The following is a 14,260-nucleotide window of genomic DNA, read 5'->3' as shown; positions in this document are numbered from 1 at the left end:
CCAGCCGATCTGCCGCCTGACCCATAGCTACGTTGGTAAGCTCCTGATAACAGTCGCGCTGATCTTCATTAATAATCGCTGCTACTGACATCTCAGGCCCCCGTCATAATGCCGTATTCGGTCAGCACAGAACGTGCTTTGTCGGCATCAATCGGCTTCTTGATGAACGCCATGGCACCCAGCTTTTTTACTCTGTCCTGGGCATCGGGCTGGATGTCACCAGATACAACAATGACCATAGCGGGGAGATCGTCACGTCGAATAGTTTCGAGCACGCCGTAGCCGTCCATATTAGGCATGGTCAGGTCGAGGAATACGACGTCGCCTTTACCTTCCCGGATTGCATTGACGCCCTCAACACCATCGCCGGCAAAGTGGACTTCCACCTGCCATTCTTTGGGCAGGGCTCGGGCCATCTGCTTGCGGGCAAAGCTGGAGTCGTCACAAATCAGTACATTAAGGCTCATTCCGGTTCTTCACTTCCTGTAAGTCTGGTGAGAGGCAGCTGCAGACACTGCTGATGTCACTGAGTGCATCGCTTATGCCTTAAGTAATAGTTGCTCTCACTGACTACAGCAAGGAAGAACTCTGTAAAGATCAGCTGCGTTTGTCGTAAACCACAACCAGCTGGCGTGACAGCGCAAGAAGAGAGCCGTCAGCACGGTAGATGCGGGCAGTCGTGTGGGCATAGCCACCATGTGCTTCAGCAATGTCTACTTCGTAGTAAAGCCAGTCATTCGCCTGAAGAGGGGCGTCGCCTGCAGACGGTGAATCAAGAAGTTCCAGACTCCAGGTGATACTCGCACACGGAGCTACCGATTTCAGTTTCTGTAGCGTGGCTGGAGGCCAGGAATCAATCAATGCAACCAGATGCGCTTCGGTGAGGGGCCCGCTGCAGTCGTTGAAACGCATCCAGCCGTGGATGTGATTGTCTTTACTGTTCGAGAAGGGGAGTCCACCACTGACGTAGCTGAAGTCGATATGACGAACAAATTCGGGGGTAACACCCTGAATGTATCCGAGACGGGTGCCGCTGCCGGGCTCTCCGGGGTCGCTTTTGTCTGCAGCGACAACGACATCAGACTCCCGAGCTTTGCCGTAGCAGGCGCTGACCACGGTCGCGCAATCTTCGTTCTGGAGGACTTCTGCCTGCAGGTGTGAGACCGAGCGACCAGCTCTGAGGGCTCGCGTGGCGATTTCGTAAGGTTGTTCTGTCGTCAGTGCCCCGCAGAAGTGGATGCTAAGAGACCGTAGCGGCGCAGACTGGGGGTAATCGCGCTCCAGAGCTGTCAGGGCCAGCGCTGCCGACATTCCGCCAAACGTGGTCTTTCCCTGGCCCCATGAGGCATCGACAGCGGGCATCTCACCATTGAGAAGGGCTTGATAGTAGTGATCGAAAGAGGTCATTACGAGTCCTGTTTTACTATAAAGATCACCGTGATTGAGACTTGGTGATCATATATGTCAATTTAATAGCTCGGATACAGCATTGCTCATCAATTGAGTGACAAGTACCTTAACCATTCTGCTTTTAAGGAGCCCCTCATTATGTCAGATCAACTGACGCAGAGAGCTACCCGGTTTGTATCGGTTTTGCCGCATTGTCGCTTACTCAACATGACGGTGGAATACGCCGACGGTGAAAAAGTGATTCTCAAGTTGCCATACAGTGAAGCCATTATAGGCAACCCTGATAATGGCATCGTCGCCGGTGGCAGCCTGACGACCCTGATGGATACCGCGTGCGGTACTGCAGCCTTCAATTGTTTTGAGGATGGAGAAGTCTGTCCAACGCTGGATTTGCGCATGGACTACCATCGCGCAGCGAAGCCGGGTGAGAACCTGATTGGTGAAGCGCGAGTCATTAAGCGAGCCAACAGCCTGGTATTCACGCAAGGTGAAGTGCGACAGGAAAGCGATAACGTTGTTGTTGCTACATGTACCGCTAACTTTATGCGCATTGGTTTGCGTCTTGGTAGTAAGTAAGAGGACAAAACAATGACAGAAGCCATGCGCAAAATTCTGCAACAATGCCGTGACAACGGTGATTTCGATGCTGTAATCGATGCCGTCCCTTATGCCGGATTGCTAGGAATAAAACTGCACTCGATGGACCTGCAGCCGACATTTATTTTGCCAGCGAATAAAGACAATATTGGTAACCCCATACTGCCAGCTATTCATGGTGGTGTGATTGCAGGTTGTATGGAAACTTCCGCTGCTTTGCATCTTCTGATGACCATGGAAAGTATTGCGTTGCCAAAAATCATCGACTTTTCTATTGATTACCTTCGAGCCGGAAGACTCCAGGATACCTTCGTCAGCTGTCAGGTATGGCGTCAGGGAAGCCGGGTAGCCAACGTTGCTATTAATGCGTGGCAAACGGATCCCGGCGAACCCATTGCAACCGCACGAGCGCATTTTCTGCTTGTACAAGAGTAGTGTCGTGCTCTCGTTTGAAAAGACAACCCATGTAAATTAATTCTATGAAGCGCCTTGTCATCGCGGGGCGAATCGCCATACACTGATGGCGAATTATCTGTCGGGGTGCCTGACCGGTTATCAATGATAACCACACAGGCTGAGATCGCGAATGCGGGTCCCGTTGAACCTGATCTGGTTAGTGCCAGCGTAGGGAACAGAGATGAACTGCCGGGGCTCCCCGTGGTCTGTAACACGTAAATTCTGACGGTTGCTTAATGCGCTGAAAGAATTTCTCGTGTCATCTATTCTCGTCGCTGCCTGCCTGATCCTTTAAAAGGAAAAGAGCATGGCTGACAACACCAATACCGAATTTAACCTGACTTACGCCTATCCTGCGTCTGAAAAAATATATCTGGGCGGCACTCGCGATGACATCCGTGTCGGTATGCGCCAGATTAACCTTTCGGATACGACTCAGGCGGACGGCAGCAAAACGCCTAACTCTCCATTGCGTGTCTACGATACGTCAGGCCCATACACCGACCCTGCAATCACTGTTGATGTCACAAAAGGTCTGGCACCTGTGCGTGAGCAATGGATTGAAGATCGCGCCGATACTGAATTCACCGAAGCAACATCTCGTGAATCAAACAGGATTGCGATCAAAGAAGGTCAGCTTTCTCTGCGTCAGAGGGTTCGCAAAGCGAAAAGCGGAAAAAACGTCTCGCAGCTATGGTATGCACGTCAGGGCATCGTGACGCCGGAAATGGAGTACGTTGCTATTCGGGAGAACATCGGCTTGTCACAAGAAGGGATGGCGGCTGAGATCGCAAAGCAGCATTCGGGTAAACGTTTTGGAGCAAAGATTCCTGATTATATTACTCCCGAATTTGTACGTGACGAGATAGCGGCGGGCCGTGCGGTCCTTCCTTCCAATATTAATCATCCGGAAAGTGAGCCCATGATTATCGGGCGAAATTTCCGTGTCAAAGTAAACGCCAATATTGGTAACTCAGCTGTCACGTCAAGCATCAGTGAAGAAGTAGAAAAAATGGCCTGGGCAACCCGTTGGGGCGCCGACACCATAATGGATCTTTCGACAGGCGATAATATCCATGAAACCCGGGAGTGGATTTTGCGAAATTCACCTGTGCCAGTGGGCACTGTTCCGCTGTATCAGGCGCTTGAAAAAGTCGGTGGCGTTGCAGAAGACCTCACATGGGAGATTTACCGCGACACATTGATTGAGCAGGCAGAGCAGGGCGTCGACTACTTCACTATTCATGCTGGAGTTCGCCTGCAGTTTATCCCGATGGCGGCAAACCGTTTAACAGGTATCGTCAGCCGTGGCGGGTCGATTATGGCGAAATGGTGCCTGGCTCATCACAAAGAGAGCTTTCTCTATACTCATTTCGAAGAAATCTGCGAAATTATGAAAGCCTACGATATTTGTTTTTCGCTTGGAGATGGTTTGCGTCCGGGCTCAATCGCGGATGCAAATGACGAACCTCAATTCGCTGAACTACGGACACTAGGCGAGCTGACAAAAATAGCATGGAAACACGATGTTCAGACCTTTATCGAAGGTCCGGGCCATGTGCCAATGCATATGATTGAAGAAAATATGACAGAGCAGCTTGAGCATTGTCATGAAGCGCCTTTTTATACCTTAGGACCCCTGACAACGGATATTGCACCGGGGTATGACCACATCACTTCCGGTATTGGTGCTGCTCTTATCGGCTGGTATGGCTGTGCCATGCTTTGCTACGTCACGCCCAAGGAACATCTCGGTCTACCCGATAAAGAGGATGTAAAACAGGGGCTGATTACCTACAAGATTGCAGCCCATGCAGCGGATCTTGCTAAAGGTCATCCAGGGGCACAAATGCACGACAATGCCATGTCTGCAGCGCGATTCGAATTTCGTTGGGAAGACCAGTTCAATCTGGCGCTGGACCCAGATACGGCTCGCCAGTATCACGATGAAACTATGCCGAAAGACGGGCACAAAGTGGCTCATTTCTGTTCTATGTGCGGGCCTAAATTCTGCTCAATGAAGCTGTCTCACGATATTCGCAATCAGCGACAGGGCATGGATGAAATGTCAGAAAAATTCCGTGCAAATGGATCAGAGCTTTATGTCGATGCAGTAGAGTTCTGAGCGATGCCTTCAATTGCAATAATCGGCGCTGGTTTAATAGGTAAACTCCTCGCCTGGCAGCTAAGTCGGAGCGGGATGGAAGTGTCTGTTTTCGAACGCTCGAGTGAAGACAAGCCCGAAAGTGCGGCCTGGACGGCCGCTGCGATGGTTGCTCCTGTTGCCGAAAAGCCTTTGTGTCATCCTGAAGTCTTTGAGCTTGGTATGGAATCATTGACTCTGTGGCCAGTCCTGCTGGAAGAATTGTACCAGGACGTCGGAATTCGTGTGCCATACAGGCGTCGGGGCACCCTTGTCGTTGCGCACCCGTCAGACCAGGCCGAAATGGATCTGTTTAAGCGTGATATGGCGGCGCCGCAACTTCCGGGAAACTCTTACGCCGTAGCTCTTCATGATGCTGGGCTTCGTCAGAAAGAACCCGCGCTTTCTGATGAGTTTAAGCAAGGCTTCTGGCTGCCTGATGAAGCTCAGGTGGACAACAGAACCCTGCTCAGTGCGCTCCAGCTGGCAGCCGTCAGTCATGGTGCAGCCTTTTATTACGACTGTAATATTACCAGGACGGACGGTGGTTATTCTTTGGATGTCGCACGCCGTGAAAGTTCAGAACTGCAGCAGGCCGATATCGTAATTGATTGCCGCGGTGCGGGCGCGAGAAAAGATGCTGATCGTGTGATTCGTGGAGTGCGCGGTGAAACACTTTGGGTTTCCAGCCCGGGAACCGAATTTCATCGCCCGGTGCGTTTACTGCATCCGAGATATCACTTGTATATGGTCCCCCGCGGTAATGATTGTTACCAGCTGGGTGCAACCGAACTGGAAAGCGATGATTGTTCGCCGGTCAGTGTCCGTTCGGCGATGGAAATGTTGAGTGCTTTTTGGGTGTTATCACCGGGTTTTTCAGAGGCACGGATTTTGTCTATGGAGACTAACCTTCGTCCAGCAACACAAGATCACAGGCCTTGTGTAACGCTATCCAGTCATCCTAACGAGCCAAAAACACTGTTCGTGAATGGTTTGTTCAGACACGGGTTTCTAGTTGCGCCTGCACTACTAAAAAAAATCGAAAACTTACTGGCTGGTGAAGGATGGATGAAGTCGGTATTTAAATTATCCGAGCAAGGAGAGGGTGCATGATCGATATTGTAGTCAACGGCCAACCGATGCCGTGGGGGAGCGATAAAGACGTGAAGACTCTGATTATTGGTACGCTGAATTATCCAAGCGACGGTGGTCGTTTTGTTGTGGCACTTAATGGCGAGCTGTTACCCATAGAAAAATGGCCATCTACGATCTTGAACGACGGCGATATTGTTGACGTATTGGGAGCTATTACCGGTGGCTGATTCAGACGGACTTACCATTGCGGGCGAAGAAATTTCCAGTCGCTTATGGCTGGGCAGCTCAATGTACCCATCACCTGACCTGATGGTCTCAGCATTTGCCCACGCGCAGCCGGGCTTTGTCACCATGTCTCTGCGGCGACAGACCGCTGGGGATGTTGCTAACAATGATTATCACGAACGTGTTAGTCACTGGCTGGGAGCCAGTCAGGCTCGCTTACTGCCCAATACCGCTGGCTGTCAGTCTGCGAAAGAGGCCATTCAGCTGGCTGTTCTGGCCCGTGAGTTATTCAAAACTTCATGGGTAAAGCTTGAAGTCATCGGCGACGAATACAGCCTGCAACCCAATGTATTCGAACTGGTGAGTGCAGCGCGGGAGCTATCTGCGCAGGATTTTAAAGTCTTACCTTATTGCACCGATGACCTGGTGGTGTGCGAGGCCTTGTTGCATGCCGGTTGTCCGGCCGTTATGCCGTGGGGCGCACCGATTGGTACCGGTAAGGGGATTGTTAACCCGTATCAGCTGCGAACACTCAGGGCACGCTTACCCGAAGCAAAAATAATCATAGATGCAGGCATCGGTCGTCCTTCTCAGGCCATGCAAGCGATGGAAATGGGTGCCGATGGTGTTCTTCTTAATACGGCCGTGGCAAAGGCCGCAGACCCGGTAGCGATGGCAGGCGCTTTTGCTGCTTCGGTTAAGGCAGGTCGCACAGCGTATCAGGCTGGTTTTATGGCCGAGCGGGATATGGCCTCGCCGAGCACGCCTGTCGCAGGTCTGCCGTTCTGGCACCGTTCTGGGCGACAGAGAGCTGGATGTCAGAGTACGGGACGGCAGGACGTTGACAGAAAAGGTAAATCACAATGACTGATTACTCGTCAGCGGGTTACTTATTAGTTATCTGCGCGTCTGATAGCCGCGGTGGCGCAGGCTTGCAGGCTGCCCTGGCGCAGGCAGCGATCGCAGGGTGCGAATGTCGCAGTGTCGTTGTTGGCGTTACCGCGCAGAGTCATCAGGGTGTTGAGTTTGTCAGTACTGTGGATGCGGAAACGGTTAAGGCACAAGTTGATGCAGCGTTACGGGACGGTCGGCCCGGAGCGATTCTGATTGGCTGGCTGCCGCCCGAGCCGGTGTTGTTGCGTTATCTGTGCGAGGTGCTTGGCCACATTGACAGCGATGCTTCCGGAGAAGCAATCCCGGTCGTATGGGACCCTGTTGTTTCTGCGACTCTCGGTAATCTGCCTGCCGCCAACTCTGGCCTCGCTGATTTACTTCGCCATGTATCGGTGGTGACTCCCTCCCTTAACGAGGCGCGCTGGCTGGTGGCGGATTATTCTCTGAGCGCCAATGAAGCCGCGGCGGCTCTACAGGAAACAGGTGTGAAAACGGTCATTATTACTGGCGGAGATAACGAGCAGCAGCAACACTCCGCTTGGGTAACTGATCTGATATTCAGCTGTGCTGATAATGACTATCCGGAGAGTGTTGCAAGACCGTCGTTTGCACTTCATCAGCAGAGAGAGGCGATTCAGGCACACGGGACAGGTAGCCAGTTTTCAGCGGCTTTGGCGGTTCAGATCGCCAGGGGCACACGCCTCTATGATGCGATTGTTCTTGCTGCGGCCGCTGCGCGTCAGGCATTGATCGCGAGCACGGGGGCTCAAGACTCTGGTGTGGCTGGTATGGCCTACAGAAACTGCCTCGCCACTCCATTGCCGAGCAACGGTGAGGATTGGCCATTGATCAGCGATATCGGAACGTATCCGCATACCGATGCTTTTGAGCCTTATAGTCCGGGTCTTTACGCACTCTCTGAGTCACTCGAACATCTGGAAATGATACTCAGCATCGGGGTTGATACTGTCCAGTGGCGTATCAAATCACCAGGGCCTGAATATAGAAGTGAGACACGTCAGGCAATGGCGATGTGTCGCAGACATGGTGTCAGTTTCTGGCTCAATGATGATTGGCCACTGGCGCTTGAGCTGAAGACTGATGGCGTTCATCTGGGGCAGGAGGATCTGGTCTGCGCTGATATCGACGCTCTCTGTGCCGCGGGGGTGGGGCTTGGAGTCAGTACGCACACCGAGTGGGAAATAGCCCGCGCGCGTGCGCAGAAGCCCAGCTACATCGCTTTCGGGCCAGTATTTACTCCACTGTCTAAGCGCCTGCGATACCAACCACTTGGCGTGGATTGTCTGGACTCTTGGAGCAAAAAGTACCGGGCGTGGCCGCAAACCTGCATTGGTGGCATCGTTCCGGAGAATGCAGCTAGGGTAGCCTCAACCGGCGTTGGCTCTCTGGCCGTGGTGACATGCATCGCCGGCGAGCGGAATGACGAGCCTCTGATTCGACGTAATATTGCTGAACTGCGTGCAGCCCTTGAAATGTTTTCCTCAGCCCCAAAATAGAGCTCAGTACATAGCCCATGTCGAGCCTGCACCTGCGAGCTGGACGACAGGGCGAACACAGTAAAAGGGCTGATACGTCTGAAAGGAGAGATGAATGACTGCCGCAAGTAAAGAAACACTGGGGTTTAAGACAGAAGTTAAACAGCTTTTGCACCTGATGATTCACTCTTTGTATTCCAACAAAGAAATTTTCCTGCGTGAGCTGGTATCCAATGCATCGGACGCCTGTGACAAGTTGCGTTTTCAGGCGTTAACGAACAACGATCTGTACGAATCAGAGTCAGACCTTAAGGTCGATATCACATTCGACAAAGACGCGAAAACCTTAACCATTGCCGATAACGGCATTGGTATGACCCGTGAAGACGTGGTGAATCATCTGGGCACCATCGCTAAATCGGGTACTGCGGAATTTCTGAGTCAACTGAGCGGCGATCAGCAGAAAGACTCGCAATTGATTGGTCAGTTCGGTGTGGGTTTCTACTCGGCATTTATCGTTGCCGATAAAGTGATTGTTGAGACACGCCGTGCCGGCGAAAGTGCCGACCAGGGCACACGTTGGGAATCTGAAGGTGAGGGCGAGTTCAGCCTCGAATCCATCGACAAGGCAGGCCGCGGAACCATCATCACTCTTCACCTGAAAGAGGGTGAAGAAGAATTCGCTGACAGCTTCCGTCTGCAGAATCTGATTAAAAAATATTCAGATCATATTGCTATTCCAGTGTTCGTTCAGCAGGACAGCAACGATGAAGAAGGCGAAGACGGCGACAGTTCTACTCCAGAAGCTGTTAACCAGGCACAGGCGATGTGGACTCGCGCTAAGAGCGACATAAGCGACGAGGACTACAAAGAATTTTACAAGCACGTCTCTCACGACTGGAACGAACCACTGACGTGGATGCACAACACGGTCGAAGGCAAGCTGAACTACACCAGCCTGCTGTATATCCCGACTCAGGCCCCGTTTGATATGTGGAATCGTGAAGCGAGCCGAGGCGTTAAGCTCTACGTTCAGCGCGTGTTTATCATGGATGACGCTGAACAGTTCCTGCCTGCGTACCTGCGTTTCGTTAAAGGTGTGCTGGATTCTAACGACCTGTCTCTGAACGTATCCCGCGAAATCCTGCAGCAGGATAAGCAAGTAGATAGCCTTCGCTCAGCACTGGTGAAGCGTGTGCTTGATACGTTGGAAAAAATGTCGAAGAAAGACGCCGAGAAATATCAAACATTCTGGAACCAGTTCGGTGAAGTTCTGAAAGAAGGGCCAGCAGAAGATTTTGCCAACCGTGAAAAAGTTGCGGGTCTTTTCCGTTTTTCCACGACTCAGAGCGAAGGCACAGAGCAGAACGTTTCTCTGGCAGATTACATCGCCCGCATGCGCGAAGGTCAGAAGAAAATTTACTACATTACTGGTGAAAGCCACGATGCAGTGGCGGCAAGCCCACACCTGGAATACTTCCGTAAAAAAGGTATCGAGGTACTGCTGCTGACGGATCGCGTTGATGAGTGGATGGTTGGCCACCTGAGTGACTTTGATGGCAAGGCATTCCAGGATGTAACCAAAGGCGAACTGGATCTGGATGAGCTGGCTGACGAGTCAGAAAAAGAAGAGCAGAAGCAACTTGAAGAGTCGCATAAAGCACTGATTGAGCGTCTGGAAGCGGCGCTGAAAGACGACGTCAAAGAAGTTCGTGTCAGCTCTCGTCTGTCAGACTCTCCAGCATGTCTGGTTGTCGGTCAGTACGACATGGGCGGTCATATGCGCCGCCTGATGGAAGCTGCCGGCCAGAAGGTTCCAGAACCCGAGGTGGCACTTGAGGTGAACCCTTCGCATCCTTTGATCGAACGCCTAGATCAGGAAGCCGACGAAGATCGCTTCACGGAGCTTGCTCAGGTCATTCATGCCCAGGCCCTGCTTGCAGAGGGGAGCCAACTGAAGCAACCCGCTCAGTACGTTACCCGTCTCAACAAGTTGCTGCTTGATCTGATGAAGTAAGCCTGCCTCAAAATGCTCATACACCTGGCCTGCACCCATGGTGTGTGAGCATTTTACTGACACTCCCGTACACTCCTCGACGCCCGAGTTCCTGCTGTCGCCACTGGCGCACTTTTCCCAAAGACAAACTCGCTGGTATCATGGGGACAAAATACTTCTTCAGATTAACGTCGATCACTAAATACAGGACGCCGTACCACGATGAACACACTTACGTTGGCCCGTCGCATTTCTCTGGCCGCTATGGCTTCAATCGCTGCAATCACTTCTCCGGCGATGGCTGGTGGATCTCTGGATATCAGTCTGGCTGACACCACAGCTCGGGTTGGCTGGGACGCAACACGCATGGATACAGGCATGCACCTGAATCTGGCAGCGCTGCACGAGAGTGACCAGGGCGACGTCATCTCGGGTGGCGTTCATGTTGTTGACGTACGCAATCCGAACTCTGACCTTTATATTGGTGTGGGCGCAAACGCATACGGAATTTTTACCGATGATAATGACGGCGCGGCAATTGGTGTCGGCGGCTTTGCTCGCTACAACTTTCCGTTTAACCGTAACTTTGGTGTGAGTGGTCATGCATACTATGCACCGCCGGTAGTGTCGTTCAGTGATGTGAATAACTTCGTCGATGCCGACGTCCGTTTAGTCTTCAATATCTTACCAACGGCACATCTCTACACAGGCTTCCGCATGACATCCGTATCTTTTGATGATCAGAGCGGTCGTCATAAGATTGGTGATGGCCTGCATCTCGGCCTGAAGCTTAACTTCTGATGAGTCAGTGGCTCAGCTTTACCAACCAGAAACTCTATCAGGCGCGGCTGCTACTGGAGCAATCACGTCGTGAAACGGGTAATCCCGCGTTAGCTGAAGGCCTGGAGACCTCCGGCCTCTACCTTATGCAGGATGCGTTTATTTCCTACCTGAATGAGCTGGCGACGCTCGCAACTTACCGCGGGGAAGTCAGTTCATTTTCAGATCTTCTGAACAAGACACCTCTGGTTACCGGCGAGATGACCGAGATTCGCATTCTCGCCGAAGACCCTTACTCATGGTTGAGTGCGTTTCTGCTTGAGGCAGAAACACGCTGGCGTCCGGGTCCCAGTGGGAGCCCTCAGGCATCCAGCGCTGTCAACGTAATTGCCGTTGCACAGAGCGATGACATACAGCCACAGTCCTGGTGGCAGCAACTGTCTGACCTGATCGATAGTCAGCGAGAGAATCGGCAGGAAAGCTGATTCTCCCAGCGACACGCGTATAAAGCGTTACCCCCCTGTGTTATCATCCGCGCTCAGAAACGAAGAGGCACTTATGGCTGGTTTTTTCGAAATTGTAGAGTTATCCAATGGTGACATTGCCCTGCGTCGTGCCGACGAACAGGAAAGCGATGCGCTGGTTCGTATCTGTTTCTCGGAAGATGCGAAAGCAAGTCTTCAGGAGCACCATATGGATGTGGCCAGAGTCATGCTTGAGGTGGGTGTACGCCTCGTAGGTGACCTCTCTGGGATGGAAGTCGAGAGTGACGACTTTGAGGTGCCGCAGAGCAGTCAGCAGCTGCACTGATGTGTCCTAAAACGATAGATTTATAAAAAAATCCGGTATCGGGAGACTGATACCGGATTTTTTTTGGAAATTCAGTATCCTAATGAGAGCCCCGGTAACGGGTGTACTTGTGAAAAATGACTTCTGAGGATGAGAATGAAAAAGCTTGTAGCACTCTCGACTGTTGTACTTTCTGCTTCACTGATCACTGCGTGTAGCGATGAGCCTGAAAGCTCTGAACTGATTCAGGCTTACACCGAAGCCCGCGAGCAAACCCGCACAGCGCTTGAAGAAACAAAAGATGCGATTAAAGCGATGGAGAACAACCAGGACGCACTTGAAAAAGCGCTTGAACGTCTGGATCGTGTCGCCGAACTGCACGAAGAAAATGTTGTAGTGAGCGTGCCTGCCACCACAACTGCTCAGTAATTTAGGGCAGAGAAACTACCAGCCCACGGCTGGTAGTGTCTTATTCACCACGTACGATAAACAGATGAGACCCGTTTTCTTCAGCAACACGACGCAACAGCTGGCGGGTATCGGGAGCAAGTTCGCCTGACCATTCAATAATCAGGTGGCTTTTACCTGAACTCAGTGCCTTGATACACAGATCAACTTGAGTCGAGGGCTGAGTATTAAGGTGAAGCACCGGCGAATCACTCATACCGGCTTTGGCCAGCCATTCTTTATTCAGGTTCTGGCTGGGGCTAAGCCACATCAGCCAGCGCTGCTGATCACTGCACAGCGCTAATACAGGTAACAGCTGGAAAGGTTGTAATGCACTGCCTTCAGACACAATGACTTCCGTCATACTGCCTTTGGGCACGCTTCTGACGGGTGCCGCAGAGCTGAGCGGAGCTGCTTCTGGACATACTTCGAAAGATAACTGACGCATAACAATCTCTCCTGTCGGGTACCGTTTACCTGATACTCTCGTTGGCCTTATTACTGGCGGCGGATAACACCCACATATTTACCTTCAATCGCAAATTCCTGCTCTTTCAGGTTGACCTCAATAGGGGCGTAATTCTCGTTCTCAGCAAACAGAGTTACCTGATTGCGGCTCTTGTGGTATCGCTTAACGGTTACTTCATCACCGACGCGGGCAACCACGATGTCGCCATTGCGTGCGGTCTCGGCTTTGTGCACTGCGATGTAATCGCCATCCATAATGCCGATGTCAATCATACTGTCGCCATGCACCTCGAGCAGAAAGTTCGCTTCCGGCTTAAAGAACGACGGCGGAATTTCGCAGTAATCTTCAATGTGCTCCTGAGCCAGAATAGGTTCACCGGCTGCAACGCGACCGATCACTGGCAGCCCCGGAGAATCTTCACCTACGATACGAATGCCACGGCTGGCGCCTGGCATCATCTCAATGGCACCTTTACGTGCCAGAGCTTTCAGGTGTTCTTCGGCAGCGTTCGGTGAGCGGAAGCCAAGTTCTGCGGCGATTTCTGCTCTCGTCGGCGGGTAGCCTGTTTCGTCAATGGCTGAGCGAATCAGATCAAGAACTTCCTGCTGGCGAGCCGTGAGCTTTTCCATGACATTTATCCAGTCTGTTGATTTATACAGTGTGTGTAAATATATACAGTACTTTCTACTGTGTAAATACCCAGTGTCACCTAATTTACGATCTGTGTGGATTTTTACTGAATTGCTGCAATTGTTGCGTGTTAAGTGTTTTAAACGTATGTTTGAAACACTTGTTAGTTGGATAAGGCACTATGGCGCAGAAAGATACCGCGCGCAGCATTCTGGATGCTGCAGAAGAGTTGTTTTCAGAACGTGGTTTCGCAGAAACCTCGTTACGTAACATCACGACCAAAGCCGATGTTAATCTGGCTGCTGTGAATTATCACTTCGGTTCTAAGAAGTCTCTTATTCAGGCCGTCTTTGCCCGCTTTCTTAGCCCTTTCGTAGCTGAGCTTGATAAGGCGCTCAATACTTGTGATGCAGAGCAGGGTGAACAACCAGCTGACCTGATGTCTTTGCTGAGACTGTTGTCGGATACCGCCCTGCGCTCCGGTGCAGACCGCCCGGAACGTCTGCGTATCTTTATGCGTTTGCTGGGACTGGCTTACAGCCAGGGGCAGGGTCACGTGCGTCGTTTTCTGCGCGTAGAGTATGGCCATGTGTTTCGCCGTTACTCTGACCTTCTTACCCGTGCAACCCCTGAACTGTCCGATGAAGATCGCTTCTGGCGTGTTCATTTTATGCTGGGTGCGACCATGTTTACTCTGAACGGGGTTGATTCTCTTACCGCGATGGCGGAGCATGATTTCGGTAAACCCACCGCCACGCCGGATGTTATTGAACAGCTGCTGCCGTTTCTGGCCAGTGGTTTGAAGTCACCGGCGGGTGCCTGAAGGAACGCGC

17 protein-coding genes and 1 riboswitch are annotated in these 14,260 nt (G+C 51.8%); of the genes, 13 read left to right on the top strand and 4 right to left on the bottom strand.

The features are described from left to right. Nucleotides 1–92: 92 nt before the first annotated feature. Nucleotides 93–467, bottom strand: coding sequence for a response regulator (locus B2R29_RS05130; protein ID WP_301180083.1), 375 nt, complete (start codon nt 465–467; stop codon nt 93–95). A 130-nt stretch (nt 468–597) separates the two neighbouring features. After that, nucleotides 598–1,407 carry an acyl-CoA thioesterase gene (locus B2R29_RS05125; RefSeq protein WP_301180082.1) on the bottom strand — a complete coding sequence of 270 codons (810 nt, stop codon included), beginning with the start codon at nt 1,405–1,407 and terminating at the stop codon, nt 598–600. A 141-nt stretch (nt 1,408–1,548) separates the two neighbouring features. Between B2R29_RS05125 and B2R29_RS05120 the strand changes: the two genes are divergently transcribed. The 12 genes from B2R29_RS05120 (at nt 1,549) to B2R29_RS05065 (ending at nt 12,310) form a co-directional block, all read left to right on the top strand. Next, nucleotides 1,549–1,986, top strand: coding sequence for a PaaI family thioesterase (locus tag B2R29_RS05120; protein WP_301180081.1), 438 nt, complete (start codon nt 1,549–1,551; stop codon nt 1,984–1,986). A 12-nt stretch (nt 1,987–1,998) separates the two neighbouring features. After that, complete coding sequence (locus B2R29_RS05115) at nt 1,999–2,442, top strand: PaaI family thioesterase (protein ID WP_301180080.1); 444 nt, start codon at nt 1,999–2,001, stop codon at nt 2,440–2,442. 91 nt (nt 2,443–2,533) lie between these two features. After that, nucleotides 2,534–2,655, top strand: a riboswitch (TPP riboswitch). A gap of 115 nt (nt 2,656–2,770) precedes the next feature. Beyond that, nucleotides 2,771–4,588 carry a phosphomethylpyrimidine synthase ThiC gene (gene thiC, locus B2R29_RS05110; RefSeq protein WP_301180079.1) on the top strand — a complete coding sequence of 606 codons (1,818 nt, stop codon included), beginning with the start codon at nt 2,771–2,773 and terminating at the stop codon, nt 4,586–4,588. A 3-nt stretch (nt 4,589–4,591) separates the two neighbouring features. Then, nucleotides 4,592–5,719, top strand: a complete 1,128-nt coding sequence (gene thiO, locus B2R29_RS05105; protein WP_301180078.1) for a glycine oxidase ThiO — start codon at nt 4,592–4,594, stop codon at nt 5,717–5,719. Beyond that, a complete protein-coding gene (thiS, locus tag B2R29_RS05100; protein WP_301180077.1) occupies nt 5,716–5,928 on the top strand; it encodes a sulfur carrier protein ThiS in 213 nt (70 codons plus the stop codon). Before thiO ends, thiS begins: the two co-directional genes overlap by 4 nt. Further along, a complete protein-coding gene (locus B2R29_RS05095; RefSeq protein ID WP_301180076.1) occupies nt 5,921–6,793 on the top strand; it encodes a thiazole synthase in 873 nt (290 codons plus the stop codon). The genes thiS and B2R29_RS05095 overlap by 8 nt, the downstream gene beginning before the upstream one ends. Beyond that, entirely contained in the window at nt 6,790–8,337 is a 1,548-nt protein-coding gene (locus B2R29_RS05090; protein ID WP_301180075.1) for a PfkB family carbohydrate kinase, read from the top strand. The genes B2R29_RS05095 and B2R29_RS05090 overlap by 4 nt, the downstream gene beginning before the upstream one ends. Nucleotides 8,338–8,431: 94 nt before the next feature. Continuing rightward, on the top strand, nt 8,432–10,333 hold the full coding sequence (htpG, locus tag B2R29_RS05085) for a molecular chaperone HtpG (protein ID WP_301180074.1): 1,902 nt from the start codon (nt 8,432–8,434) through the stop codon (nt 10,331–10,333). 201 nt (nt 10,334–10,534) lie between these two features. Next, on the top strand, nt 10,535–11,113 hold the full coding sequence (locus B2R29_RS05080) for a YfaZ family outer membrane protein (RefSeq protein ID WP_301180073.1): 579 nt from the start codon (nt 10,535–10,537) through the stop codon (nt 11,111–11,113). Further along, the gene (locus tag B2R29_RS05075) at nt 11,113–11,577 is read left to right on the top strand and encodes a DUF6586 family protein (RefSeq protein WP_301180072.1); all 465 of its coding nucleotides are present in this window, start codon (nt 11,113–11,115) and stop codon (nt 11,575–11,577) included. Before B2R29_RS05080 ends, B2R29_RS05075 begins: the two co-directional genes overlap by 1 nt. A 73-nt stretch (nt 11,578–11,650) precedes the next feature. Then, the gene (locus B2R29_RS05070) at nt 11,651–11,902 is read left to right on the top strand and encodes a hypothetical protein (protein WP_301180071.1); all 252 of its coding nucleotides are present in this window, start codon (nt 11,651–11,653) and stop codon (nt 11,900–11,902) included. A gap of 135 nt (nt 11,903–12,037) precedes the next feature. Beyond that, nucleotides 12,038–12,310: a hypothetical protein gene (locus B2R29_RS05065; protein WP_301180070.1), complete on the top strand. Its 273-nt coding sequence runs from the start codon at nt 12,038–12,040 to the stop codon at nt 12,308–12,310. Nucleotides 12,311–12,350: 40 nt separating this feature from the next. On the opposite strand, the gene B2R29_RS05060 is transcribed toward B2R29_RS05065, so the two are convergent. Together B2R29_RS05060 and lexA are read right to left on the bottom strand one after the other, a co-directional pair. Then, a complete protein-coding gene (locus B2R29_RS05060; protein WP_301180069.1) occupies nt 12,351–12,776 on the bottom strand; it encodes a cell division inhibitor SulA in 426 nt (141 codons plus the stop codon). A 50-nt stretch (nt 12,777–12,826) separates the two neighbouring features. Next, nucleotides 12,827–13,426 carry a transcriptional repressor LexA gene (gene lexA, locus B2R29_RS05055; RefSeq protein WP_301180068.1) on the bottom strand — a complete coding sequence of 200 codons (600 nt, stop codon included), beginning with the start codon at nt 13,424–13,426 and terminating at the stop codon, nt 12,827–12,829. A 182-nt stretch (nt 13,427–13,608) separates the two neighbouring features. Between lexA and B2R29_RS05050 the strand changes: the two genes are divergently transcribed. After that, nucleotides 13,609–14,250, top strand: a complete 642-nt coding sequence (locus B2R29_RS05050) for a TetR/AcrR family transcriptional regulator (RefSeq protein ID WP_301180067.1) — start codon at nt 13,609–13,611, stop codon at nt 14,248–14,250. Nucleotides 14,251–14,260: the final 10 nt, after the last annotated feature.

Source organism: Thalassolituus sp. UBA3500, from assembly GCF_002377545.1.
Taxonomy (GTDB): Bacteria; Pseudomonadota; Gammaproteobacteria; order Pseudomonadales; family Oceanobacteraceae; genus Thalassolituus.
Note: the sequence above shows the minus strand (reverse complement) of the source record. Positions and strands in the feature narration are given on the sequence as shown.

Coding starts and splice junctions, on each gene's coding strand:
- B2R29_RS05120 (WP_301180081.1), top strand. CDS start 1,549: ATGTCAGATCAACTGACGCAGAGAGCTACCCGGTTTGTATCGGTTTTG.
- lexA (WP_301180068.1), bottom strand. CDS start 13,426: ATGGAAAAGCTCACGGCTCGCCAGCAGGAAGTTCTTGATCTGATTCGC.
- B2R29_RS05050 (WP_301180067.1), top strand. CDS start 13,609: ATGGCGCAGAAAGATACCGCGCGCAGCATTCTGGATGCTGCAGAAGAG.
- B2R29_RS05075 (WP_301180072.1), top strand. CDS start 11,113: ATGAGTCAGTGGCTCAGCTTTACCAACCAGAAACTCTATCAGGCGCGG.
- htpG (WP_301180074.1), top strand. CDS start 8,432: ATGACTGCCGCAAGTAAAGAAACACTGGGGTTTAAGACAGAAGTTAAA.
- B2R29_RS05090 (WP_301180075.1), top strand. CDS start 6,790: ATGACTGATTACTCGTCAGCGGGTTACTTATTAGTTATCTGCGCGTCT.
- B2R29_RS05080 (WP_301180073.1), top strand. CDS start 10,535: ATGAACACACTTACGTTGGCCCGTCGCATTTCTCTGGCCGCTATGGCT.
- B2R29_RS05060 (WP_301180069.1), bottom strand. CDS start 12,776: ATGCGTCAGTTATCTTTCGAAGTATGTCCAGAAGCAGCTCCGCTCAGC.
- B2R29_RS05070 (WP_301180071.1), top strand. CDS start 11,651: ATGGCTGGTTTTTTCGAAATTGTAGAGTTATCCAATGGTGACATTGCC.
- thiS (WP_301180077.1), top strand. CDS start 5,716: ATGATCGATATTGTAGTCAACGGCCAACCGATGCCGTGGGGGAGCGAT.
- thiC (WP_301180079.1), top strand. CDS start 2,771: ATGGCTGACAACACCAATACCGAATTTAACCTGACTTACGCCTATCCT.
- B2R29_RS05130 (WP_301180083.1), bottom strand. CDS start 467: ATGAGCCTTAATGTACTGATTTGTGACGACTCCAGCTTTGCCCGCAAG.
- thiO (WP_301180078.1), top strand. CDS start 4,592: ATGCCTTCAATTGCAATAATCGGCGCTGGTTTAATAGGTAAACTCCTC.
- B2R29_RS05065 (WP_301180070.1), top strand. CDS start 12,038: ATGAAAAAGCTTGTAGCACTCTCGACTGTTGTACTTTCTGCTTCACTG.
- B2R29_RS05125 (WP_301180082.1), bottom strand. CDS start 1,407: ATGACCTCTTTCGATCACTACTATCAAGCCCTTCTCAATGGTGAGATG.
- B2R29_RS05115 (WP_301180080.1), top strand. CDS start 1,999: ATGACAGAAGCCATGCGCAAAATTCTGCAACAATGCCGTGACAACGGT.